Annotated in this window: 20 protein-coding genes; 16 read left to right on the forward strand and 4 right to left on the reverse strand. The window is 76.3% G+C overall.

The window, feature by feature from the left end; translation table 11 throughout:
* Positions 1–20 precede the first annotated feature (20 nt).
* The 11 genes from cobO (at position 21) to cobA (ending at position 11,257) form a co-directional block, all read left to right on the forward strand.
* Positions 21–632, forward strand: coding sequence for a cob(I)yrinic acid a,c-diamide adenosyltransferase (gene cobO, locus ACIBR0_RS12120; RefSeq protein WP_396714776.1), 612 nt, complete (start codon positions 21–23; stop codon positions 630–632).
* Positions 629–1,990: a cobyrinate a,c-diamide synthase gene (locus tag ACIBR0_RS12125; RefSeq protein WP_396714778.1), complete on the forward strand. Its 1,362-nt coding sequence runs from the start codon at positions 629–631 to the stop codon at positions 1,988–1,990. The genes cobO and ACIBR0_RS12125 overlap by 4 nt, the downstream gene beginning before the upstream one ends.
* A complete protein-coding gene (cobI, locus tag ACIBR0_RS12130; protein WP_396714780.1) occupies positions 1,987–2,751 on the forward strand; it encodes a precorrin-2 C(20)-methyltransferase in 765 nt (254 codons plus the stop codon). The genes ACIBR0_RS12125 and cobI overlap by 4 nt, the downstream gene beginning before the upstream one ends.
* The gene (gene cobM / locus ACIBR0_RS12135; protein WP_396714782.1) at positions 2,748–3,569 is read left to right on the forward strand and encodes a precorrin-4 C(11)-methyltransferase; all 822 of its coding nucleotides are present in this window, start codon (positions 2,748–2,750) and stop codon (positions 3,567–3,569) included. The genes cobI and cobM overlap by 4 nt, the downstream gene beginning before the upstream one ends.
* Positions 3,566–4,711, forward strand: coding sequence for a cobalt-precorrin-5B (C(1))-methyltransferase (locus ACIBR0_RS12140; RefSeq protein ID WP_396714784.1), 1,146 nt, complete (start codon positions 3,566–3,568; stop codon positions 4,709–4,711). The genes cobM and ACIBR0_RS12140 overlap by 4 nt, the downstream gene beginning before the upstream one ends.
* A complete protein-coding gene (gene cbiE, locus ACIBR0_RS12145) occupies positions 4,699–5,931 on the forward strand; it encodes a precorrin-6y C5,15-methyltransferase (decarboxylating) subunit CbiE (protein WP_396714786.1) in 1,233 nt (410 codons plus the stop codon). Before ACIBR0_RS12140 ends, cbiE begins: the two co-directional genes overlap by 13 nt.
* A gap of 83 nt (positions 5,932–6,014) precedes the next feature.
* On the forward strand, positions 6,015–7,691 hold the full coding sequence (gene cobJ / locus ACIBR0_RS12150) for a precorrin-3B C(17)-methyltransferase (protein ID WP_396714921.1): 1,677 nt from the start codon (positions 6,015–6,017) through the stop codon (positions 7,689–7,691).
* On the forward strand, positions 7,679–7,891 hold the full coding sequence (locus ACIBR0_RS12155) for a DUF362 domain-containing protein (protein ID WP_396714788.1): 213 nt from the start codon (positions 7,679–7,681) through the stop codon (positions 7,889–7,891). Before cobJ ends, ACIBR0_RS12155 begins: the two co-directional genes overlap by 13 nt.
* On the forward strand, positions 7,888–8,988 hold the full coding sequence (locus ACIBR0_RS12160; protein ID WP_396714790.1) for a HoxN/HupN/NixA family nickel/cobalt transporter: 1,101 nt from the start codon (positions 7,888–7,890) through the stop codon (positions 8,986–8,988). Before ACIBR0_RS12155 ends, ACIBR0_RS12160 begins: the two co-directional genes overlap by 4 nt.
* Positions 8,985–9,575, forward strand: a complete 591-nt coding sequence (locus tag ACIBR0_RS12165; protein WP_396714792.1) for a precorrin-8X methylmutase — start codon at positions 8,985–8,987, stop codon at positions 9,573–9,575. Before ACIBR0_RS12160 ends, ACIBR0_RS12165 begins: the two co-directional genes overlap by 4 nt.
* Entirely contained in the window at positions 9,572–11,257 is a 1,686-nt protein-coding gene (gene cobA / locus ACIBR0_RS12170; protein ID WP_396714794.1) for a uroporphyrinogen-III C-methyltransferase, read from the forward strand. The genes ACIBR0_RS12165 and cobA overlap by 4 nt, the downstream gene beginning before the upstream one ends.
* 605 nt (positions 11,258–11,862) lie before the next feature.
* On the opposite strand, the gene crcB is transcribed toward cobA, so the two are convergent.
* The 3 genes from crcB to ACIBR0_RS12185 form a co-directional block, all read right to left on the reverse strand.
* Positions 11,863–12,225, reverse strand: a complete 363-nt coding sequence (gene crcB, locus ACIBR0_RS12175) for a fluoride efflux transporter CrcB (RefSeq protein WP_396714796.1) — start codon at positions 12,223–12,225, stop codon at positions 11,863–11,865.
* On the reverse strand, positions 12,222–12,737 hold the full coding sequence (locus ACIBR0_RS12180; protein ID WP_396714923.1) for a fluoride efflux transporter FluC: 516 nt from the start codon (positions 12,735–12,737) through the stop codon (positions 12,222–12,224). The genes crcB and ACIBR0_RS12180 overlap by 4 nt, the downstream gene beginning before the upstream one ends.
* 126 nt (positions 12,738–12,863) lie before the next feature.
* Positions 12,864–13,622: a class I SAM-dependent methyltransferase gene (locus tag ACIBR0_RS12185; RefSeq protein ID WP_396714798.1), complete on the reverse strand. Its 759-nt coding sequence runs from the start codon at positions 13,620–13,622 to the stop codon at positions 12,864–12,866.
* A 209-nt stretch (positions 13,623–13,831) separates the two neighbouring features.
* On the opposite strand from ACIBR0_RS12185, the gene ACIBR0_RS12190 reads away from it, so the two are divergent.
* The 4 genes from ACIBR0_RS12190 (at position 13,832) to ACIBR0_RS12205 (ending at position 16,812) form a co-directional block, all read left to right on the forward strand.
* Positions 13,832–14,266, forward strand: coding sequence for a DUF6766 family protein (locus ACIBR0_RS12190; RefSeq protein ID WP_396714800.1), 435 nt, complete (start codon positions 13,832–13,834; stop codon positions 14,264–14,266).
* A 186-nt stretch (positions 14,267–14,452) separates the two neighbouring features.
* Positions 14,453–15,760, forward strand: a complete 1,308-nt coding sequence (paaK, locus tag ACIBR0_RS12195) for a phenylacetate--CoA ligase PaaK (protein ID WP_396714802.1) — start codon at positions 14,453–14,455, stop codon at positions 15,758–15,760.
* Between the two features lie 29 nt (positions 15,761–15,789).
* Entirely contained in the window at positions 15,790–16,164 is a 375-nt protein-coding gene (paaI, locus tag ACIBR0_RS12200; RefSeq protein WP_396714925.1) for a hydroxyphenylacetyl-CoA thioesterase PaaI, read from the forward strand.
* A gap of 81 nt (positions 16,165–16,245) precedes the next feature.
* A complete protein-coding gene (locus ACIBR0_RS12205) occupies positions 16,246–16,812 on the forward strand; it encodes a dienelactone hydrolase family protein (protein ID WP_396714804.1) in 567 nt (188 codons plus the stop codon).
* A gap of 165 nt (positions 16,813–16,977) precedes the next feature.
* On the opposite strand, the gene ACIBR0_RS12210 is transcribed toward ACIBR0_RS12205, so the two are convergent.
* Positions 16,978–19,500 (reverse strand): adenylate/guanylate cyclase domain-containing protein, encoded by a 2,523-nt coding sequence (locus ACIBR0_RS12210; protein WP_396714806.1) that lies wholly within the window; start codon positions 19,498–19,500, stop codon positions 16,978–16,980.
* A gap of 295 nt (positions 19,501–19,795) precedes the next feature.
* On the opposite strand from ACIBR0_RS12210, the gene ACIBR0_RS12215 reads away from it, so the two are divergent.
* On the forward strand, positions 19,796–22,699 hold the full coding sequence (locus ACIBR0_RS12215; RefSeq protein ID WP_396714808.1) for a helix-turn-helix transcriptional regulator: 2,904 nt from the start codon (positions 19,796–19,798) through the stop codon (positions 22,697–22,699).
* The last annotated feature ends 30 nt before the right edge of the window (positions 22,700–22,729 follow it).

A 22,729-nucleotide genomic window follows, 5' to 3' on the forward strand; every position in this document is an offset into this window, starting at 1 on the left:
CGGAACAGGAGCGTTGCCTGATGCCGCAGGGAAAGCCTTCGCACGTGCCCGCCGACGGGTTGACCACCCGGCAGCGGCGCCGCCGGCCGCTCACCATCGTCCACACCGGAGCGATGAAGGGGAAGTCGACCGCCGCGTTCGGGCTGGCGCTGCGCGCCTGGACCGCCGGACTGCCGGTCGGGGTGTTCCAGTTCGTCAAGAGCGCCAAGTGGCGGGTGGGGGAGGAGAACGCCTTCCGCGCGCTCGGCGAGGTCCACGAGCGGACCGGCCAGGGCGCCCCGGTCGCCTGGCACAAGATGGGCGAGGGCTGGTCCTGGATCCAGCGCGGCGGTGAGGCCGACCACGCCGCCGACGCCCTGGAGGGGTGGCGCCAGATCCAGCGCGACCTGGCCGCGCAGCGGTACGGGCTGTACGTGCTCGACGAGTTCACCTACCCGATGACGTGGGGCTGGGTGGACGTCGACGAGGTGGTGGAGACCCTGCGGACCCGGCCCGGCTTCCAGCACGTCGTCGTCACCGGCCGCAACGCCGACCCCCGGCTCGTCGAGGCCGCCGACCTGGTCGCCGAACTGACCAAGGTCAAGCACCCGATGGACGCCGGCCAAAAGGGCCAGAAGGGCATCGAGTGGTGACCCCGGCCGAGGCCTGGGCGCTGCCCCGGCTCGTCGTCGCCGCGCCGGCCAGCGGGCACGGCAAGACCACCGTCGCCACCGGTCTGCTCGCCGCGCTGCGCCGCCGGGGCCTCACGGTCAGCCCGCACAAGGTCGGCCCGGACTACATCGACCCCGGCTACCACGCGCTGGCCGCCGGCCGTCCGGGCCGCAACCTCGACCCGTGGCTGGTCGGCGAGGGCCGCGTCGCGCCGCTGCTGCGGCACGGCGCGAGCACCCCCACGCCCGCCGACGTCGCCGTGGTCGAGGGGGTGATGGGGCTGCACGACGGCGCGGTCGGCCGGCGCGGGTACGCCAGCACCGCCCACGTCGCCCGGCTGATCGGGGCCCCGGTGCTGCTGGTGCTCGACACCACCGCGCAGGGCCGCTCGGCCGCCGCCCTGGTGCTCGGCCTGCGCGCCTTCGACCCGGAGGTGCGGATCGGCGGAGTCGTCCTCAACCGGGTCGGCTCGCCACGGCACGAGACGCTGCTGCGCGACGCGCTGCACGAGATCGGCGTACCGGTGCTGGGGGCGGTGACCCGGACCGCCGAGGTGGCCGCACCGTCACGCCACCTCGGGTTGGTGCCGGTCGCCGAACGGGCACCGGAGTCCCTCGCCGTGGTGGACGCCCTCGCCGACCTGGTGACGTCCACCGTGGACCTGGACGCGGTGCTCGACCTCGCGCGTACCGCCCCGCCGCTGACCGTCCCGGCCTGGGACCCGGCCACGGCGGTCGGCGGCCCGGCCGGGCAGAACCGTCCGGTCGTCGCGGTCGCCGGTGGACCGGCCTTCACCTTCTCGTACGCGGAGACGACCGAGCTGCTCACCGCCGCCGGCGCCGACGTGGTGACCGTCGACCCGCTGCGCGACCCGGCGCTGCCGTCCGGCACCCGCGCGGTGGTCCTCGGCGGCGGCTTCCCCGAGGTGCACGCCGAGGCGCTGTCGGCCAACGCGTCGCTGCGCGCCGACCTGGCCGCCTTCGACGGCCCCGTGGTGGCGGAGTGCGCCGGCCTGCTCTACCTCGGGAAGTCCCTGGAGGGCGCCCCGATGTGCGGCCGGCTCGACCACACCGCCCGGATGACCGGGCGGCTCACCCTCGGCTACCGGGACGCCGTGGCCGCCGTCGACTCCCCGGTGCACACCGCCGGCGAGCGGGTACGCGGACACGAGTTCCACCGCACCGTCACCGACCCCGGCCACGGCCAGCACCCGGCGTGGCGCTTCGACGACGCCGACTACGGCTTCGTGTCCGGCCGGGTGCACGCCTCCTACCTGCACACCCACTGGGCGGGCCACCCGTACGCGGCCCGCCGGTTGGTCGAGGCGGCGACCCGGTGAGCGCGCCGGCCGAGGGGCCCACGCTGACCGGGGTCGGCGTCGGGCCGGGGGACCCGGACCTGCTGACCCTGCGGGCGGTCCGGGTGCTGCGCGCGGCCGACGTGGTGTTCGTACCGGTGCTGGACCGGCTCGCGGCCGACGGTGCCGCGCCGCCCGGCCGGGCCGAGACCACGGTGGCCCCGCACGTCGCGCCGGACCGGCTGCGCCGGCTGCCGTTCGCCCTGGACGACCGGGGCGGCGTGACGCCACGCCGGGAGCGGGCCTGGGACGCCGCCGCCCGCACCGTGGCCGCCGCCCTCGACGGCGGCGACCGCGCGGTCGCGTTCGCCACGATCGGCGATCCGAACGTGTACTCGACCTTCTCCTACCTCGCCCAGACCGTCCGTAGCCTGCGGCCCGACGTGGTGGTCGGCACGGTTCCCGGCGTCACCGCCATGCAGGACCTCGCCGCCCGCAGCGGGTTGCCGCTCTGCGAGGGGCGGGAACCGCTGACCCTGCTGCCGGCCACCGCCGGGCTGGCGCCGGTCGCCGACGCGCTCGCCGGCCCCGGCACCGTCGTGGTCTACAAGGGCTGGCGCCGCCACGCCGACCTGGTGGGTGCGCTGCGGCGGGCGGGTCGCCTGGACGACGCCGTCCTGGGGCGCAGCCTCGGCCTGCCCGACGAGCGGATCGGCCCGTACGACGCGACCGCCGACGACCTGCCGTACCTGTCGACATTGCTCGTCCCGGCCCGCCGGGACCACCGGGGAGGACACCTGTGACCACCGGCAAGGTGTGGTTCGTCGGCGCCGGCCCCGGCGCGGCGGACCTGTTGACGCTGCGGGCGGCGCGGGTGATCGCCGCCGCCGACGTGGTGGTGTGGGCGGCCAGCCTCGTCCACGCCGACGTGCTCACCCACGCTTGCGCCGACGCCGAGGTCGTCGACTCGTCGCGGCTGCCCGTCGAGGGGCTGCTGCCGCTCTACCGGCGTGCCGCCGCCGAGGGGCTGACCGTGGCCCGGGTCCACTCCGGAGACCCGGCGCTGTGGGGCGCGGTGCAGGAACAGCTCGACCTGTGCCGCGCGCTCGGTCTCGACGTGGAGATCGTGCCCGGGGTCTCCTCGTTCACCGCCGCCGCCGCGCTCGTCGGCCGGGAGCTGACCATCCCCGAGGTCGCCCAGTCGGTGATCCTCACCCGCCTGGAGGGCGGGAAGACGCCGATGCCGCCCGGGGAGCGGGTCCGGGAGTTCGCCCGGCACGGCACCACCATGGCGCTGTTCCTCTCCGCCGCCCGGTCCGGCCAGGCCCAGGCCGAGCTGCTGGCCGGCGGCTACCCGCCGGACACCCCGGTCGTCGTCGCGTACCGGGCGACCTGGCCGGACGAGCTGGTGGTGCGCTGCACCCTCGGCGAGCTGGAGGCGACCGTCAAGGAGCACCGGCTGTGGAAGCACACCCTGTTCCTGGTCGGCCCCGCGCTCGCCGCCGCCGGCACCCGCTCGCACCTGTACCACCCGGGCCACTTCCACACCCACCGTCGGGCCGAGCCGGCGGCCCGCGCCGAGCTGCGCCGCGGCCGCGCCGGAGGCGGGCACCCGGCATGACGTACGCCGAGCCGCCGCTGCGGGAGCCGGACCTGCCGCGTACGGCGAAGGTCCGGCCCACGGCGCTGCGTACCGGCTGGACGACCGGCGCCTGCGCGACGGCGGCGGCGAAGGCGGCGGTGACCGCCCTGGTCACCGGCGAGCCGCAGACCGACGTGGAGATCGGCCTGCCCGCCGGGCGGCGGGTCGGCTTCGCCGTCGCCCGGTGCGACCTGGAGCCGGGCCGGCGGGCGGAGGCGGTGGTGGTCAAGGACGCCGGCGACGACCCGGACGTCACCCACGGCGCGCACCTCACCGCCACCGTCGGCTGGCGGGACGACCCCGGCCTCGACCTCGACGGTGGGCCGGGCGTCGGCACGGTCACCCGGCCCGGTCTCGGGCTGCCCGTCGGCGGTCCGGCGATCAACGACACGCCCCGACGCATGATCTCCGCGGCGGTCGCCGAGGTCGTCGACCTGGCCGAGGTGGGTGTCCGGGTGGTGATCAGCGTGCCGGACGGCGAGATCATGGCCCGCAAGACCACCAACCGCCGGCTCGGCATCCTCGGCGGCATCTCGATCCTCGGCACGACCGGGATCGTCCGGCCGTTCTCCACCGCGTCGTGGCGGGCCAGCGTCGTGCAGGCCGTGCACGTGATGGCCGCCCAGGGGGAGCGGACGACGGTGCTGTGCACCGGCGGTCGTACCGAGCGGGCCGCCCATGCGCTGCTGCCGGAGCTGCCCGAGGTGTGCTTCGTCGAGGTGGGCGACTTCACCGGCGCGGCGGTCACCGCCGCCGTCGCCGACGGCCAGACCGGGGTGGTCTTCGTCGGGATGGCCGGAAAGCTCGCCAAGCTCGCCGCCGGGATCCTGATGACCCACTACACCCGGTCGAGGGTGGACCTGTCGCTGCTCGGGGCGGTCACCGCCGAGGCCGGCGGCCCGCCCGAGCTGGTCGCCGAGGTGACGGAGGCGAACACCGGACGGCACGCGTACGAGCTGTGGGAGGCCGCCGGGCTGCTCGCCCCGGCCGGGGACCTGCTCTGCCGCCGCGTCCGCCAGGTGCTGCTGCGCTTCGCCGGTCACCGGCTGACGGTCGACGTGGCCATGGTGGATTTCGCCGGCTCCCGCGTCGTCGCCTCGTCGGGGCGGTGGGTCGCGTGACCGCCGTGCCGTCCGCCACGCTCACGGTGGTCGGGATCGACGCGGACGGACGGCCGCCACACCCCGTGGCGCTCGCCGCACTGGCCGGGGCCCGGCTCGTGGTCGGCGCGGCCCGGCACCTCGCCGCCGTACCCCTGCCGGCCGGCGCGACGACGCTCACGCTCGGTCCGCTCGCGCCCGCGCTGGACGCGCTCGCCGCCGCCGTCGCCGCCGGGCGGCCGGCCGCGGTGCTGGCCAGCGGCGATCCGGGGCTGTTCGGCATTGTGCGGCGGCTGCGGGAGGCCGGCCTGTCGCCCCGGGTGCTGCCCGCGGTGTCCAGCGTGGCCGCCGCCTTCGCCCGTGCCGGCCTGCCCTGGGACGGCGCCGCCGTGGTGACCGCGCACGGCCGGGACCTCCGTCCGGCGCTGAACGCCTGTCGCGCGCTGCCCGCCGTCGCGGTGCTCACCGCGCCCGGCGCCGGAGCCACCGAGCTGGGTGCCGGCCTGCTCGGCTGGGAGCGGTGCCTGGTGGTGGCCGAACATCTGGGCACCGAGGACGAGCGGATCACCACCGTCACGCCCGCCGAGGCCGCCGCCGGCTCCTGGGCCGACCCGCACGTGCTGCTCAGCCTCACCGGGTCGGGCGCTCGCGGCGGGATGCGCGCGGACAACCAGCCGGCCGCCGCGCCCGCCGGAGGGTGGGCGCTGCCCGAGACCGCGTACGCCCACCGGGACTCGATGATCACCAAGTCGGAGGTACGCGCGCTCGCGGTCGCCCGGCTGCGCCCTCGCCTCGGCCGGCTGGTGTGGGACGTCGGGGCGGGCAGCGGCTCCGTCGGTGTCGAGTGCGCGCTGCTCGGCGCGGCGGTGGTCGCCGTCGACCACGACCCAGGCGCGACCGACCTGGTCCGCGCCAACGCCGCCCGGCACGGCGTACACGTGCGGGTGGTACCCGGACGTGCGCCCGACGTGCTGGCCGACCTGCCCGATCCCGACGCGGTATTCGTCGGTGGCGGTGGCACCGACGTGCTCGCCGCCGTCGCGGCCCGCCGGCCGGGGCGGGTCGTCGCCACCCTCGCCGCACTGGACCGGGTCGCCCCGGCGGTCGGGCTGCTGCGCGGGGCCGGGTACGCCGTCGACGGCGTCCAGCTCTCCGCCGCCCGCCTCGCCGACCTGCCCGGCGGTTCGATCCGACTCGCGGCCACCAACCCGGTGGTCGTCCTCACCGGGGAGCTTCCGTGACCCACCCTCGTCCCACCACCGTCGACCCCGCCGCCCCACCGCCGGAGCCGTCGCCCGCTCCGGCCCGCGTCGGGCTCGTCGCCGTGACCGCCGCCGGACGGCGGCACGCCGCCGTCCTCGCCGCCGCCTGGCCGCACGCGCGCCTCGTCGAGGCCGGCAGTGCCGCCGAGGCGCTACGGACCGCCTGGGCCGAGTGCACGGCGGTCGTCGCCTTCCTCGCCACCGGGGCGACGGTACGCATCCTCGCGCCGCTGCTCGGCGACAAGCGCACCGACCCGGCCGTGGTGGTGGTCGACGAGGCGGCCCGGCACGCAGTCGCCCTGCTCGGCGGCCACGCGGGCGGCGCCAACGCCCTCGCCGCGGACGTCGCCGCGCTGCTCGACGCCGCGCCGGTCGTCACCACCGCCACCGACGCGGTCGGCGTGGCCGGGCTGGACAGTCTCGGCTGGCCGGTCGAGGGGGCGGTCGCGGCGGTGTCCCGGGCCGTCCTGGACGGCGAGCCAGTCCACCTGGTCGCCGACGCCACCTGGCCCCTGCCCGCCCTGCCCCCGAACGTCCACGTCCACGTCGACGCCGCCCCGGCCGCCGACGCGGGCTGGCGGCTGCTGGTCACCGACCGGATCGTGCCGCTGGACGACCGGACCGCCGTGCTGCGCCCACCGTCGCTGGTGGCCGGCGTCGGGTCGAGTCGGGGCGTACCGGCCGCCGAGGTGCGCGCACTGCTGGACCGGGCGCTCGCCGGGGCCGGCCTCAGCCCGGCGAGCCTGCGCTGCCTGGCCAGCGTCGACCTCAAGGCCGACGAGGTGGGCATCGTGGAGACCGCCCGCGCGCTCGGCGTACCCCTGCGGACCTGGACGGCCGCGCAGCTGGCGGCGGTCGACGTGCCGCACCCCAGCGAGGTGGTCCGCGCGGCGGTCGGCACCCCGAGCGTCGCGGAGGCCGCCGCGCTGCGCGGTGGTGAGGCGGAGCTGCTGGTGCCGAAGACCGCCTCGGCGATGGCCACCGTCGCGGTGGCCCGGCACGCGCCGCGCGGCCGGCTGGCCGTCGTCGGCCTCGGCCCGGGCGCGCCCGACCTGCGCACCCCGCGCGCGATCGCCGAGCTGCGGCGGGCCGGTGTGGTGGTCGGCCTGGACCAGTACGTCGACCAGGTCCGCGACCTGCTCCGCCCGGGCACCCGGGTGCTCGCCAGCGGCCTCGGCGCCGAGGAGGAACGGGCCCGGGCCGCCGTCGGCGAGGCTACCGCCGGGCACGCCGTGGCGCTGATCGGCTCGGGCGACGCCGGGGTGTACGCGATGGCGAGCCCCGCCCTGGACCACGCCGACGACCGCATCGACGTGGTGGGCGTGCCCGGGGTGACCGCCGCGCTCGCCGCCGCCGCCCTGCTCGGCGCCCCGCTCGGGCACGACCACGCCTACCTGAGCCTGTCCGACCTGCACACCCCCTGGGAGGTGATCGCCCGCCGGGTGACCGCCGCCGCGGAGGGCGACTTCGTGGCGCTGCTGTACAACCCGCGCAGCCGCGCACGGGACTGGCAGCTCGGCGCGGCCCTGGAGGTCTTCGCCGCGCACCGACCGCCGGACACCCCGGTCGGCGTGGTGCGCAACGCCAGCCGGGACGGCGAACGGGTGCACCTGGCCACCCTCGCCACCCTCGACCCGGCGCTGGTCGACATGTACAGCGTCGTGGTGGTGGGCAGCTCGCAGACCCGCGTCGTCGCCGGCCGGATGGTCACCCCGCGGGGCTACCGGTGGCGAAAGTGACGGCGGCCCCGGTCACGGTCGGCGCCTGCCAGGGGTGCGGCGCCTGCCTGCTGACCTGCCCGGAGCACGCGATCCGGCCGGTGCCCGGCGGCCTGACGGTCCGCGCCGAGGTGTGCACCGGCTGCCTGGAGTGCGTGGAGATCTGCCCGGTGGACGCGATCCGCCTCACCGGCACCGACCCCGATGGAGGACCACGATGACCTCGACCACCGCCACCGCCGCGCCCCCGGTGGGCCCCTGGAGCAGGGCCGAGCGGGTACGCCTCGGCGGTATCGTGCTCGCCGTCGCCGTGCTGCACGTCGCCGGCTGGAGCCTCTACCTGTACTGGAACGACCAGCCCGCCGCCGCGAGCGGACTGGCCGGCGCCGGCACGCTCGCGTACGCCCTGGGGGTGCGGCACGCCTTCGACGCCGACCACATCGCGGCGATCGACGACACCACCCGGCTGATGCTGCTGCGCGGCCGGCGGCCGGTCGGCGTCGGCTTCTTCTTCGCCCTCGGGCACAGCGCGGTGGTGCTGCTGCTCGCGTTGGTGGTCGGCCTCGCCTCGGCCAACCTCACCGGCCCGGGGCTGGAGCAGGCCCGCGAGGTGGGTGCGACCGTCGCGATCGTCACCGCCACCCTGTTCCTGGCCCTGGTCGCCGCCCTCAACGCCGTCGTGCTGGGCGGGCTGGCCCGGCTGTGGCGGCGCCTGCGCCACGGTGACCTCGACGAACGGGAACTGGACCTCCACCTGCTCAACCGGGGCCTGGTGCAGCGGATCCTCGGCACTCGGGCGCGGGCGCTGGTCCGCTCGTCCTGGCACATGGCGCCGGTCGGCTTCCTCTTCGGGCTCGGCCTGGAGACCGCCAGCGAGGTCACCCTGCTCGCGCTGTCCGCCAGCACCGCCGCCGCCGGCGGCCTGCCGGTGCTGGCCCTGCTCACGCTGCCGCTGCTCTTCGCCGCCGGGATGTCCGCCATGGACACCGCCGACAGCCTGCTGATGAGCCGCGCGTACTCGTGGGCGTACCGGCAGCCGGCCCGCCGGCTGTACTACAACCTCGCCACCACCGCGATGACCGTGCTGGTCGGTGCCCTGGTGGCCAGCGTGTACGCCGCCGGCCTGCTGGTCGAGCGGTTCGGCGTGGACGCACTCGCCGGGTACGCGGGCGTCGCCGACCGCTTCGAGCAGCTCGGCTACGCCGTGGTGGGCCTGTTCGCGCTGGCCTGGGGCGGGGCGGCGGCGGTGTGGAAGCTGCGCCGCTTCGACGAGCGGTACGCCGGGACCGCCGACGCGACGGCGGGGAAGCGCGGATGAGCCGGACGGTGCACCCGATCGAGGTGGAGTCGTACCGGATCCTCCGGTCCCGGGTCGGCCTCACGCACCTGACGCCGCTGACCCGCGCGGTCACCGAGCGGGTCGTGCACGCCAGCGCCGACCTGGACTACGTGACCGACCTGGTGTGCGACGAGGCCGCCCTGGCCGGTGGGCTGGCCGCGCTGCGGGCCGGGGCGCCGGTCGTCACCGACGTGGCGATGGTCGCCGCCGGGATCACCGGGCGGCGGACCGTCTGCCCGGTCGGCGAGCCGGCCGCCGCCGACCTGGCCCGCGCCACCGGGCTCACCCGTTCCGCCGCCGCCGTGCGGATCGCCCGGGACCGGGTCGGGCCCGGCGCGGTGTGGGTGGTCGGCTGCGCGCCGACCGCACTGGAGGAACTGATCACCTGCGACGCCCGGCCCGCGCTGGTGGTCGGCCTGCCGGTGGGCTTCGTCGGGGCCGCCGAGTCCAAGGCGGCGCTGCGGGCCAGCGGCCTGCCGGCGGTGTCCAACCGGGGCGAGAAGGGCGGGTCGGCGGTGGCAGCCGCCGCCCTCAACGCCCTGCTGTACGTGGAGGAGGAACAGTGACCGCACTGGTCATCGTCGGGCACGGCACGCGCAGCGCGGCCGGGGTGGAGCAGTTCGCGGCCCTCGTCGAGCGGGTGCGCCGCCGGGCAACCGAGGGCGTCGGCGCCGTCGAGGGCGGCTTCATCGAGTTGTCCCGCCCGCCGCTGGCAGACGCGGTCGGCGCGCTGGTTGAGCAGGGGCACCGGTCACTGGTCGCACTGCCGCTGGTGCTGACGGCCGCCGGGCACGGCAAGGGCGACATCCCCGCCGCGCTGGCCCGCGAGCGGGACCGCCACCCCGGCCTGACGTACGCGTACGGCCGGCCGCTCGGTCCGCACCCGCTGCTGCACACCGCGCTGGAGGAGCGGATCGACGCCGCCCTCGGCTCCGACGAGCGGGCCGGTACCTGGGTCGCCCTGATCGGGCGCGGCTCCACCGATCCAGACGCCAACGCCGAGGTGGCGAAGGTGGCCCGGCTGCTCTGGGAGGGGCGCGGGTACGCCGGCGTGGAGCCGGGCTTCGTCTCGCTGGCCGAGCCGTCCGTGCCGGCCGTCCTGGACCGGCTGCGCCGGCTCGGCGCGCGGCGGATCGTCGTGGCGCCGTACTTCCTCTTCGCCGGGGTGCTGCCGGACCGCATCGTCGCGCAGTCGGAGGCGTTCGCCGCGGCCCACCCCGACCTGGACGTCCGGGTGGCCGACCTGATCTCCGACTGCGACGCCCTCGCCGACCTGGTGCTGGAACGGCACGCCGAGGCGCGGCGTGGCGACATCCGGATGAACTGCGACACGTGCGCGTACCGGGTGCTGATGCCCGGCTTCGCCGACAAGGTGGGCCGTCCGCAGACCCCGCACGACCACCCGGACGACCCGGTCGGCGGCCATCACCATCACCACCACCCTCACGGCGGTCACGGGAACGGCGGTCCCGGCCACGGCGGTCCCGGCCTGCGTCCCGGCGAGGTCGCCGTCGTCGGCGGCGGGCCGGGGCCCGACGACCTGATCACCGTACGGGGGCGGGCGCTGCTGGACGCCGCCGACGTGGTGGTGGCCGACCGGCTCGCCCCGACCGGCCTGCTCGTCGGCCTGCGGCCGGACGTGCTCGTCGTGGACGCGGCCAAGGTGCCGCGCGGGCCGTCGATGACGCAGGAGACCATCAACGACACGCTGGTCACGCACGCTCGCGCGGGCAGGCGGGTGGTTCGGCTCAAGGGCGGCGACCCGTACGTCTTCGGGCGCGGCCACGAGGAGGTCCAGGCCTGCGCGGCGGCCGGGGTGCCGGTGACCGTGGTTCCCGGGGTGACCAGCGCGGTCGCCGCGGCGGCCCTGGCCGGCGTGCCGGTCACCCACCGGGGCGTCGCGCACGACGTCACCGTGGTCTCCGGACACCTGCCGCCCGGACACCCGGACTCGCTGGTCGACTGGGCGGCCCTGGGCCGCGCCCGGGGCACCCTGGTGCTGCTGATGGCCGTGGACACCGTCGGCGCGATCGCCGCCACGCTGATCGGGCACGGCCGGGCCGCGGACACCCCGGTCCTCGCGGTGCAGGACGCCGGCCACCCGGGGCAGCGCACGGTCACCGCTCGGCTGGACGAGATCGGGGCCGTAGCGGCGCGGGAGTACCTCCGCCCGCCGGCGGTGTTCGTGGTCGGCCCGGTGGTCGCCCTCGCCACGCCACCCACGCCCCTGGCGGCGATGCCGTCCTGACCGGCGATCGGTGTGGGCCCCGGAGGGCACTGATCGGTCGGACGTGGTGGAGCAGGGTGACGCCCGAACGGCGCGGGTGATGCGGCGCGGCGATGTCGTGCCGTGCGGCGGGTGGTGCGGTGGTGCGGTGCGGCGGTGCGGTGCGGCGGTGCTGACCGATGCGTTGGGACGGTGCGTGCGTCGGTGAGGTCAGGGAGTTCTGCGGGCGTCATGTCAATCAGACATATTTGTGTCGCACAGACATAACGCGCTCCTGGACAACCGGCCCCAACCGCCCATGGATCCACCTTGATCCACTCGACTTCATGGATGTCGGGGTGTCGGCGTGTCGGGGATACCCCGACTTCAGTGAAGGCGTGAATGATCGGGGCGCGGGGCGCGGGGCGGGAGCCGGAACGTTCCGCCTGACCCGGTAACCCGCCCCCCCGGCCCCCCGCCCTCGCCCCTCGCCCCTCGCCCCGCCCCCTCGCCCCCTCGCCCCCGCGATCTTGCACTTTGGGTCGCCCTGATGCGCCTTTCGGCACCCTTTGCCCCGGCACAAAGTGCAAGATCGCGGGGGGTGCGGGGGGTGCGGGGGGACGGGGTGCGGCGGGGCGCGGGCGGGGTCAGGGGGTGAGGGACTGGGCGGCGGTCAGGCCGGCGGTGGCGGCGGCGAGGCCGGCGGTCACGCTGAGCAGGACGTTGGCCAGGGCGCGTCTGCGGGTGCCGGTCCGGGCCAGCCGCAGCGTCTCGTAGCCGAACGTGGAGTACGTGGTCAGGGCTCCGCACAGGCCGGTGCCGAGCAGTGCGCCGAGCGCCGGGCCGACCGGCAGACCGGCGAGGAAGCCGAGCAGCAGCGACCCGGCGACGTTGACGGTGAGGGTGCCCCACGGGAACGCGGAGCCGAGTCGGGCCTGCACCGCCCGGTCGACGAGGTACCGCAGCGGTGCCCCGACGGCCGCGCCGAGCGCGATCAGCAGCACGGTCACCGCTCGCTCCCCGGCTCGGCCCGGCCGAGCAACCGGCCGGTGAGGGTGTCGCCGAGCCAGACCGCGAGCAGCGCCCCGAGCACGGTGGCCCCGAGGTACGCCACGGCGGTGACCGGCGCGCCGGCGGCGAACGCCGCGTGGACGTCCACGGCGTACGTGGAGAAGGTGGTGTAGCCGCCGAGCACCCCGACGCCCAGGAACGGGCGCAGCAGGGGTCGTCCGCGCCCGGCCCTCGGCAGCGCCGCCATCAGCGCCCCGATCAGGAGGCAGCCGCTCACGTTGACCGCGAACGTGCTCCAGGCGAACGTGGCCGGCTGGTGCGGGACGGCGTGGGCGACGGCGGCGCGGGCCAGGGCACCGAGCGCGCCACCGGCGGCGACCGCCCCGAGCACCGCCCGGGGCCGCGCCGGCAGTTCGCCCCGGTCGGCGGGGATACGGAGGTCGACGTCGGGGTCGATCCGTGCTTCCGGCCCGGACGCGCCCCCGCGCCGACCACCGTCGGCGGGGTCGATCACGGTCGTCAGCCTAGCGCCGGTCCGGGCTCCCGACGCCGGGTCGGCCGGGCCGCCGGCCGCAGTTCGCTTCGTGGGTCCGGGGGGCGGAGCGCGGGCCGGGAGCCACGGACGGCCCGACCGGGGTCAGCGGATCCCGGCGACCGCCGCGTCGGCGCCGCCGCGCCACACCGTGCCGACCTCGGTGAAGCCGGCGGCGGTCAGCGCCGACACGTGCCAGGAGACCGGCGGGTTCCACTCCGGACTGTGGCCCGTGGGGTAGATCTGGTGTCGCTGGGCGACCAGGGGAGCGAGGGTCGGGTCGGCGGCGGCCCGGTCCCACCACTGCGACCAGGAGAGGGCCGCGCCAGCGGCGTACCGGGCGGTTCGTCGGTCGTGGGCCCGGTCGAGCAGCCGTTTGGTCAGCCCGGGCAGCGCGTCGTCGGGCATGTGGTCGGCGTTCACCAGGATCCCGCCCGGCCGCAGCAGGTCCCGCAGTTCGGCGTAGAGGGCGGTGAGCCGGTCGGGCGCGAGCCAGTGCAGGGCGGTGGCGGTGAGGACGGCGTCGACCTCGCGGTGGGGGAGCGCGGCACGCCAGTCGGGCTCGTTGAGGTCGGCGGTGACGATGGTCGCGCGGTCGCCCAGGGACGCGCTGGCCAGGGCGAGCAGCGCCGGGTCGAGGTCGACCAGGGTCACCTCGGCGTCGGGGAAACGCCGCAGTGCGCGGGCCGCGATGCTGCCGGTGCCGCCGGCCAGGTCCAGTAGACGCAGCGGGCCGCCGTCGTGCACGGCGTCGACCGCGTCGAGCATCGCGGTGAACCGGTGCTCACGATCGGGCAGGTACGCCTCCTGCTGCCGGTCCCAGCTCTCCTGCCAGGCCACCGTTTCCAAGCTGTAAGGAGTCATGACCCAGAGGCTAGTTACCGGACCGAATTCCTGTCCAGACCTTGTTGCCAACAAGATGCAATTACTGCTGTGTGGCAACACGGCGCTCGGCCGGGGGGCGGAGGATCGACGCAACTCTCTGTTTCACGCCGGTCGCTCTCGGGCACCGTTTCGACGCAAGCGCTCCGGGGCACTAGCCCGACCTGGGGATTCGTCGAGAGGGGATCGTGATGGCCGACACCACGAAGACGGCGACGTCGCGCCCGTCCGGGTCCGGGTCCGGTGGCCGGGGGAGCCGGGGCAGGCGGGCGCAGGGCCCGCCGTTCCGCAAGCCGCGCTGGCCCAAGGCGTACGCGTTCGCGCTGGTCACCGGCGCGCTGTTCCTGTTCTCCTGGGTCGGCCAGTTCGTCTTCCAGATGGCGGTGGAGAGCAACGAGGCGAGCCAGCACGGCCAGTCCTTCGCCTGGGCGGAGTTCCTTCCGCAGTTCTTCGCCTCCACCTTCGAGAACTGGCAGAGCGAGTTCCTCCAGCTGATCTGGCAGGCCGCCGGTCTGGCGCTCTTCTACTACTGGGGTTCGTCCCAGTCCCGCGAGTCCGACGAGCGGATCGAGGCGAAGCTGGACGCGCTGCTGCGCGAGCGTAACCTTGACCCGCAGAACCCGTGACGGGGTGGCCCCTGTCACGCGACGACCGATTTTCCTCAACCCGCCGCGCGCTGGAGGAGCGCACCGCCCTCGGTAAGGCGCTGCTCACCGTCCGACCGGCGGCTCCGGCCTCCGCGCCGCACGAGGTTGCCGGGGCCGGCACGGCCGCCGGTGGTGCCACGACCGAGGCGGGCGTACGGTACCGCCATGGAGGACCGGACGCCGCTGCCCGAGCACCTCGAACCGATCGAGCGGGCCGGCGTCGACGAGTTGCGCGCCCTGCAACTCGACCGGCTGCGCTGGTCGCTGCGGCACGCGTACGACAACGTGCCGCACTACCGCCGGGCCTTCGAGGCCGCCGCGGTCCACCCCGACGACTGCCGCGACCTGGCCGACCTGGCCCGCTTCCCGTTCACCGGCAAGGCGGAGCTACGGGAGAACTACCCGTTCGGCATGTTCGCCGTGCCCCGGGAACGGATCGCCCGGCTGCACGCCTCCTCGGGCACCACGGGCCGGCCCACCGTGGTGGGCTACACCGCCGACGACCTGCGTACCTGGGCCCGGCTGATGGCCCGCTCGATCCGCGCCTCCGGGGGACGCCCCGGTGACCGGGTGCACGTCGCGTACGGCTACGGGCTGTTCACCGGCGGCCTCGGCGCCCACTACGGCGCCGAGGAACTGGGCTGCACCGTCATCCCCGTGTCCGGCGGCATGACCGAGCGCCAGGTGACGCTCATCCGGGACTTCGAACCCGAGGTCATCATGGTCACCCCCAGCTACATGCTGGCGATCGTGGACGAGATGGAACGCCAGGGGATCGACCCGGCGGCCACCTCCCTGCGCGTGGGCATCTTCGGGGCGGAGCCGTGGACCGAGGACATGCGCCGCGAGATGGAACGCCGCCTCGATCTGCACGCCGTGGACATCTACGGCCTGTCGGAGGTGATGGGGCCGGGCGTGGCCAACGAGTGCGTGGAGACCAAGGACGGCCTGCACCTGTGGGAGGACCACTTCTACCCGGAGATCATCGACCCGGTGACCGGGGCGGTCCTGCCCGACGGGGAGCGGGGGGAGCTGGTCCTCACCTCGCTCACCAGGGAGGCGATGCCGGTGGTCCGCTACCGTACCCGCGACCTCACCCGGCTGCTGCCGGGCACCGCGCGGCCGATGCGCCGGATCGAGAAGATCACCGGCCGGACCGACGACATGATGATCGTCCGGGGGGTGAACGTCTTCCCCACCCAGATCGAGGAGCTGATCCTGCGGATGCCGCAGCTCTCGCCACACTTCCAGTGCGTCCTGGGCCGGCAGGGACGCATGGACACGCTGACCGTGCGGGTGGAGCGACGGTCCGGGGTGGGCACCGACGCTGCCGGCGCCGCCGGGGCGCACCTGGCCGAGCTGGTCAAGAACACCGTCGGGGTGAGCGTGGCGGTCGAGGTGATCGCCCCGGACGGGGTGGAGCGGTCGATGGGCAAGATGCGCCGCATCGTGGACCGGCGGCGGGACGGGTGACGGTGGCCGAGCGCAACGCCGCGTACGACATGTTCGACGCCGACCCCGCCTCGCGCGGGCTCGGCATCGAGCTGGTGGAGGCCGCCGACGGCGCGGCGGTGGCCCGGATGCGGGTGACCGACGCGATGGTCAACGGCCACGCCATCGCCCACGGCGGTTTCGTGTTCCTGCTCGCCGACACCGCCTTCGCGCTGGCCTGCAACAGCCACGGGCCGGTCACCGTCGCCGCCGGGGGCGAGATCACCTTCGTGCGGCCGGCCCACGCCGGTGACCTGCTGGTCGCGCGGGCCACCGAGCGGACCCGGTACGGCCGCAGCGGCATCTACGACGTCACCGTCACCCGGGACGACGGCGAGGTGGTCGCCGAGTTCCGGGGCCGCAGCCGCACCCTGAACGGCGGCTGACCACCCGCGACGTGACAGCGGGTCGCCGCGCGGGCGGTGTCGCGCCGGGGCTTCGTCGGCGGGCTGCGGCAGGATGGCCCGATGGGACACGTCGTGCTCTTCCACACGGTCCACGGGCTGCGGCCCGCCGTCATCGCCGCCGCCGACCGGCTGCGCGCCGCCGGCCACCACGTCCAGACCCCGGACCTGTACGGGGTGCCGGCCACCGACACCGTTGACGAGGGCTTCGCGCTGTTCGACACGATCGGCCACGACGTCGTGCTGGACCGGGCCCGGGCGGCGGTCCGGGAGCTGCCGCCCGACGTCGTGCTCGCCGGTCTGTCGATGGGCGCGGGGGTGGCCGGCGCGATGCTGGCCGAACGCCCCGGCACCGCCGGGCTGCTCCTGCTGCACGGCTCCGGTGGCGCACCCGAGGAGGTCCGGCCGGGCCTGCGCGTGGAGCTGCACCTGGCCGACCCGGACGAGTACGAGCCGGCGGGCGAGCTGGACGAGTGGCGGCAGGCGATGACGGGGGCCGGCGCGGCGCTGGCGGTGCACCGCTACCCCGGTGCCGGGCACCTGTGGACCGACCCGGACTCGCCCGACCACGACCCGATCGCCGCCGAGGCCACCTGGACCCGCGTCCTGGCGTTCCTCGGCACCCCCTGACGCCCGGCCCGCACCCCGCCCCGCTCGGCCCCGCTTCGCCTCGCCTCGCCCCCCTCGCCTCGCCCGCCGGGACTCGTTCCCGATGATCGTTGACGCCTCAGCTGTCGGACGTCCGGCGTGTCGGACAGCTGGAGCGTCAACGATCATCGTGCCGACCTGGCCGCGTCACGCCGCGGTCGCCGCGAGACCCGGCACGTCGGCGACGCCCTCCGCCGCGACCGCGCGGTCCCGGCGCGGGGCGGCCGGCCGTAACGGCACCGGACCGGGGACGGTGTACCGGCTCCGGCCCCGCCCGTCATTGGTCCACGGTCGACCGGCCGGCACGACCGTGACCGCGCGCCCGTTCGGAGTGGACCGCTCCGCCGGTTCCGCCACCGGTGCGCGACCGACCACCGCCACCGTGAGCGGGGCGACGGTGGCCGGGGCCCCGGTCGGACCGGCGACGGCCGGCACGGTGGCCGGGCCGACAGCGGGCGCGGCGGGAGCCACGAGTACGGACACCGGGGACGGAGCACGGACGGCCGCCACGACGGTGGCCGGGGCCGCCACGACGGTGGCCGGGGCCGCCACGACGGTGGCCGGGGCCGCCACGACGGTGGCCGGGGCCGCCACGACGGTGGCCGGGGCCGGGGCCGGGGCAGGGGCAGGGGCAGGGGCCGGAGCCGGGGCCGGGGCCGGGACCGGGGCGACGGTGGCCGGGATCGGGACTGCGGCCAAGGCCGGGACCGCAGCCGGGGCAGGGGCCGGGACCGCGGCCAAGGCCGCGGCTGGGGCTGGGGCCGGGGCAGGGGCCGGGACCGCGGCCAAGGCCGCGGCTGGGGCCGGGGCCGGAAGTGTGGCTGGGGAGCGGTCGTCGGTGGTCGGGGCGGGACGGCGGGTGGCGAGGCGGGACGGCAGCCGGTGCGGGCTGCGCTGCTCCCGCGCCGGGGCGGTCACCGGCGGCACCGGCGCGTCGGCGAGCCGGGCCGCGAACACGGCGCGTGCCGCCCGGGTGAGCCGCTGGTACGTGATCTGACGTACCACCGGGTCGACGAGAGTGTGCCCACCGGCCGGCTCGACCCGCAGCAGGCCACCGGTGACCAGCGCGCGCAGCGCCGGCACGGCCCGTCCGGGCGTCCAGCCGAGCAGGTGGTCCACCGTTGGAGCGGCGACCGGCCTGCCGAGGGTGGCGGTGACCATCAGCACCGCGCGCTGAACGCCGTCGAGCCGGTCCAGTCGTGCGTCGACCGTCCGGCGGACCGCCTCGGGCACCGGCAGCCGCACCGGACCGGCGACACCCCCGGGCAGGCTCCCGCCGCCGGGCGACGTCACCGCCGCCAGCGGTGACGCGCCGTCGGCCAGCGCGTCGACGTACGCGGCGACCCGGCCGGGGTTGCCCGCCACCAGCGGCAGCAGCGCGTCGACCAACGTCAGCGGCTGGTTGGCGTACGCGAGTCGGTGCCGCAGCAGCCGGCCCGTCTCCACCGCGCGTAGTGGGCGCAGGGGCAGGCGGCAGTGTCGGTTCCCCGGACCGGGCACCGTGTCCGCCCACTGTGGAGCGTGCACCGCCACCACGGCCAGGGGTACCGCCCGGGCGGTGGCCGCCTCGAAGAGCCCGCGCAGGAAGCGGCCCACCTCGGCGGCGGCCCGGTCGAGGTCGTCCACCGCCACCACCACGGGCTGCCGGGCGGCGACCGCCAGCAGCACCTCCTGCCAGACCGCCGCCCCCCGCAGCGCGGCGGTCGAGGTGTCCGGCGTGTCCAGGAGCCCTTCCAACGCGTACACCGCCTCGGTGCGGCGCGCCGCGGGCACCGCGTCGGCGAGGGCCGCGGTGAGTCGCCGCCGTACCACCGGGGGTGCGTCGGCGGCGCGGAGCCCGGCGAACGCGCGGACCTGCTCCGCGACGGGCGCCAGGGCCGGCTCCGGTTCGGGCGGGCAGAGCGTGACGTACCACCGCACCGGTGCCCCGTCCACCGTCGCGACGGCCCGGCGCAGCTCGTGCAGCAGCCGGCTGCGTCCGCTGCCGGCCGGGCCGACCAGCGACAGCCAGTGCGGCCGGCGGTCCCGGACGGCGCGCAGCAGCACCTCGCGGGCACCGACGAGGTCCCGTCGGCGCCCGATGAACGGGCCCGGGTGGCGGGCCGGGGCCGGTTCGCACACGCCGTCGGCGTGCCACACGTCCAGCGGGAGCGCCTTGCCCGCGACGGTCACCGGCGGCACCCGACGCTGGTCGATGAGGCCCCGGGTGGCCTGGTGCGTGGCGGTGCACAGCGCCACGCCCCCGGGCGGCGCGTACTCCTGCAGCCGCGCGGCCAGGGTGATCACGGCGCCGCTGGCCGCGCCGTGGCCGCCGTCACGGGCCGCGGCGAGGTCCACCACCGCCTCACCGGTGGCCACCCCCACCCGCACCCGCAGCGCCGGAGCGCCGGCCAGCGGACGGAGGTCGAGCGCCCGCTGGATCTCCAGGCCGGCCCGCACCGCACGGTACGCGTCGAACCCGTCGGACTGCCGGGCGCCGAAGAGGGCCATGACCGCGTCGCCGATGTACTTCTCGACCACGCCCCGCCAGCGGACCAGCACCCCGCTCACGGTGTCGAAGTAGGCGCGTTGCAGCCGCCGGACGTCCTCCGGGTCGAGCCGGTCGACCAGCGCGGTCGATCCGACGATGTCGGCGAACAGGACGGTGACCGTCCGTCTCTCCTCGGGCACCGGCCATCGTGGGACCTCCCACGCGAGGTCGGGGACGGGTACCGCGACGGTCCCGGTGCCCCGACCGGTTCCCTGCGCCGGACCAGCAACGATGATCTGCATGGAGATCGCACCCGCCTTTCCCCCCGTGGTGGCTGACGACCTCCGGAGACTGTCACCCGTGGGCCGACCGGGGATCGGCAGAACGACGTATGTCGGCTGGGCGCAACCTTTGGTCGCAAAGTCGACGCGAGGAGTACCACAGGGCCGAACGGCCTGTAGAGCGGTCCGGGGACCTGTGACTAGGCTGCGAACCATGGCCAGCGATGTGGACGGTGCACCGCTCGTCGGCCGGGCCGACCTGGTGGCGGCCGTACGCTCGGCGCTGCTCGACGACGTCACCCAGGGGAACACCGCGGCGGTCTTCCTCACCGGTGAGAGCGGTGTGGGCAAGACCCGGCTGCTGCGTGAGGTGGGTGCCCGGCTGCGCGACGGAGGCGCCCTGGTGCTCACCGGCACCTGCCTCGACATCGGCGACGCGTCGCCGCTGCATCCGCTGCTGCAGGCGTTACGCCGCTTCGACGCGGAGCTGACCACCTCACACGCCCGGACCTCGTCGGCCGTCCGTGGGCTGTTGCAGATGTTCGCCGACGAGACGGCCGGGCCGGACGGCGCCGGCGCGCTGTTGGAGCGGGTGTCCCGGGGGTTGCACCTGATCGCCGAGGGCCGCCCGCTGGTGCTCGTCCTGGACGACCTCCAGTGGGTCGACCGGAGCACCCGGCAGCTGCTGCTCTACCTACTCGCCGGCCTGGGTGACCTGCAGCTGTCGGTGCTCGCGGCGGTCCGTGCCGAGTCGTTGCAGGGCGCGCACCCGCTGCGCCGCGTGCTGACCGAGCTGCGCCGGCTGCGGACCGTCCGGGTGCTCGACCTGGCCCCGCTGGACCGCGCCGGCACCGAGCAGCTCGCCGCGGCGGTCGTCGGCCGCCCGTTGCCGCCTGAGGCCGCCGACCAGGTCTGGCAGCGCAGCGGCGGCAACCCGTTCGTGGTGGAGGAGTTGGCCCGCGACGTCCGCGACGGCCGGGACGGGCTCTCCGACACGCTGCGCGAGATCTTCCTGTCCCGGGTGGACGCGCTGCCGCAGCACGCGCACACGGTTGTGCACGCCGTCGCCGCCGGCGTGGAGCCGGTGGAGCACTGGCTGCCCGCGAAGGTGGTGCGGCTGCCCGAGGACCAGCTGATCGAGGCGGTCCGCGCGGCGGTGGCGCACCGGCTGCTGGTCGGCGCGGACGACGGTTACCGCCTGCGGCACCGGCTCGTGGCCGAGGTGCTGGAGCACGAGCTGCTGCCCGCCGAGCGGGCGGCCCTGCACCGCCGGTACGCCGAGGCGCTGACCACGGCGCCGGCCGACCTGCACCAGGCCCGGCTGGCGCACCACTGGCGGCTGGCCGGTGAACCCACCCGGGCGTTGCCGGCGGCGGTGGCCGCGGCCGAGGAGGCGGAGCGGCTGCACGGCTACGCCGAGGCGCACCGGCACTGGTCGACCGCGCTGCAGTTGGCCGGCGCGACGACCGGCGGACCGCCCGGGACGTACCGGGTGACGCTGCTGGAACGCGCCGCCGAGTCCGCCCACCACTGCGGTGAGCACGCGCGGGCGCTGAGCCTGCTGGAGGAGCTGGCCGCCTCCGACGCCGGTCGGCCGGTCTGCGCCCTGCACATCCGCCGGGCCCGTTACCTCGCGGCGGCCGGCCGCTCGGCCCTCGCCGAGGCCGAGTACCAGCGCGCCCTGGACGTCGCCGACTGCACGCCCCGGGAGCGGGCCACCGCCGCCGCCCACCTGGCGGAGCTGCTGCTGCACCTCGGCCGGTACGCCGACGCCGGCCACCGGGCCCGGGAGGCGCTGGAGCTGGCCGCGGCGGTGGAGGGCTCCACGAGCGAGGTGGTGCTGGCCAGCGCCGCGCTGGGTTTCTCCGAGGCGTACCTGGAGGACCCGGACGCCGGGCTGGCGGTGATGCGCCAGGCGCTGGAGACCGCCGAGCGGGCCGGCCGCCCGGAGGACGTGGCCTGCGCGTACCTGCACCTGGCGGAGTTGCTGACCGGTCCGCTGAACATCCTCGAGGAGGGTGTGGTGGTCGCCCGCCGGGGCGCCGAGCGGGTCGCCGAGCTGGGCCTGGGACGCACCTGGGAGACGCGGCTGCTCGCCATCGCCACGAACGGGCTGTTCCGGGTCGGCCAGTGGGCGGAGGCGGAGAAGGTCGTCGCGGCGGCGCTGCGGCACCGCCCGTCCGGCGCGGACGCGGTCGAGCTGCTGCTGGCCCGCTGCCGGCTGTCGGTGGGCTACGGCGACATCGAGGCGGCCGACCGGGACCTGGACGCGGTCGCCACGGTGCTCGCCGGTGGCGGCGCGCGGCACGTGATCCCGCTGCTCACCCTGCGGGCGGGCCTGGCGATGTGGCAGGGCCGCCACGACCTGGCCCGGCAGGCGGTGCAGCGGGGTCTGACCGAGAGCCGCTCCGACGACGTGACGATCCTCGCGGCGCTGGTCTGGCACGGACTGCGGGCGGAGGCCGAGGCGCACGCCAGCCGGACCGTGCCGGTCGACCAGACGGCGGTGCGGCGACTGCGCGAGGTCGCCGAGCGGGCGGCCCGCAAGAGCGCGCACGCGGCCCGCCCGGTGCGCAGCGTCGTCGACGGTTTCCTGGCGCTCTGCGCGGCCGAGGTGAGCCGGCTCGACGGCAGCGACCCGGACCTGTGGGCCCGTTCGGTGACCGAGTGGGACCGGCGCAACCATCCCTATCCGGCGGCCTACTCGCGGCTGCGGCAGGCCGAGGCGTTGCTGGCGAAGCGGAGCCGCAGCGCCACCGCGGCGAAGCTGTTGCGGCAGGCGTACCAGGTGGCGCAGGGTCTCGGCGCGGTGCCGCTGACCTCGGAGATCCGCACCCTCGCCGGTCGGGCCCGGGTGTCGCTGGAGGAGCGGGGTGCGTCCACCGCCGCGGTCACCGGGTCGGGCGGGGCGGGCGCGGACGAGCTGGCGGTCCTCACGGCGCGGGAGCGGGAGGTGCTCGCGGCGGTGGCCGAGGGGCTGACCAACAAGGAGATCGGGCAGCGGCTGTTCATCAGCGAACGCACCATCGGCGTGCACGTCTCGCACATCTTCGACAAGCTCCAGGTCCGCACCCGCGTCCAGGCCAGCGCCATCTTCCTGCGCAACCGCCCGGCCTGACGCCCGATCCGGGTCCCGACTCGTCGCTAC

Origin of the sequence: Micromonospora sp. NPDC049497, assembly GCF_044465805.1 — a bacterium.
In the GTDB taxonomy this organism is placed as follows: Bacteria; Actinomycetota; Actinomycetes; order Mycobacteriales; family Micromonosporaceae; genus Micromonospora.

Coding starts and splice junctions, on each gene's coding strand:
- cobO (WP_396714776.1), top strand. CDS start 21: ATGCCGCAGGGAAAGCCTTCGCACGTGCCCGCCGACGGGTTGACCACC.
- ACIBR0_RS12160 (WP_396714790.1), top strand. CDS start 7,888: ATGACCTCGACCACCGCCACCGCCGCGCCCCCGGTGGGCCCCTGGAGC.
- ACIBR0_RS12140 (WP_396714784.1), top strand. CDS start 3,566: ATGACGTACGCCGAGCCGCCGCTGCGGGAGCCGGACCTGCCGCGTACG.
- ACIBR0_RS12205 (WP_396714804.1), top strand. CDS start 16,246: ATGGGACACGTCGTGCTCTTCCACACGGTCCACGGGCTGCGGCCCGCC.
- ACIBR0_RS12190 (WP_396714800.1), top strand. CDS start 13,832: ATGGCCGACACCACGAAGACGGCGACGTCGCGCCCGTCCGGGTCCGGG.
- ACIBR0_RS12165 (WP_396714792.1), top strand. CDS start 8,985: ATGAGCCGGACGGTGCACCCGATCGAGGTGGAGTCGTACCGGATCCTC.
- paaI (WP_396714925.1), top strand. CDS start 15,790: ATGTTCGACGCCGACCCCGCCTCGCGCGGGCTCGGCATCGAGCTGGTG.
- ACIBR0_RS12215 (WP_396714808.1), top strand. CDS start 19,796: ATGGCCAGCGATGTGGACGGTGCACCGCTCGTCGGCCGGGCCGACCTG.
- ACIBR0_RS12185 (WP_396714798.1), bottom strand. CDS start 13,622: ATGACTCCTTACAGCTTGGAAACGGTGGCCTGGCAGGAGAGCTGGGAC.
- paaK (WP_396714802.1), top strand. CDS start 14,453: ATGGAGGACCGGACGCCGCTGCCCGAGCACCTCGAACCGATCGAGCGG.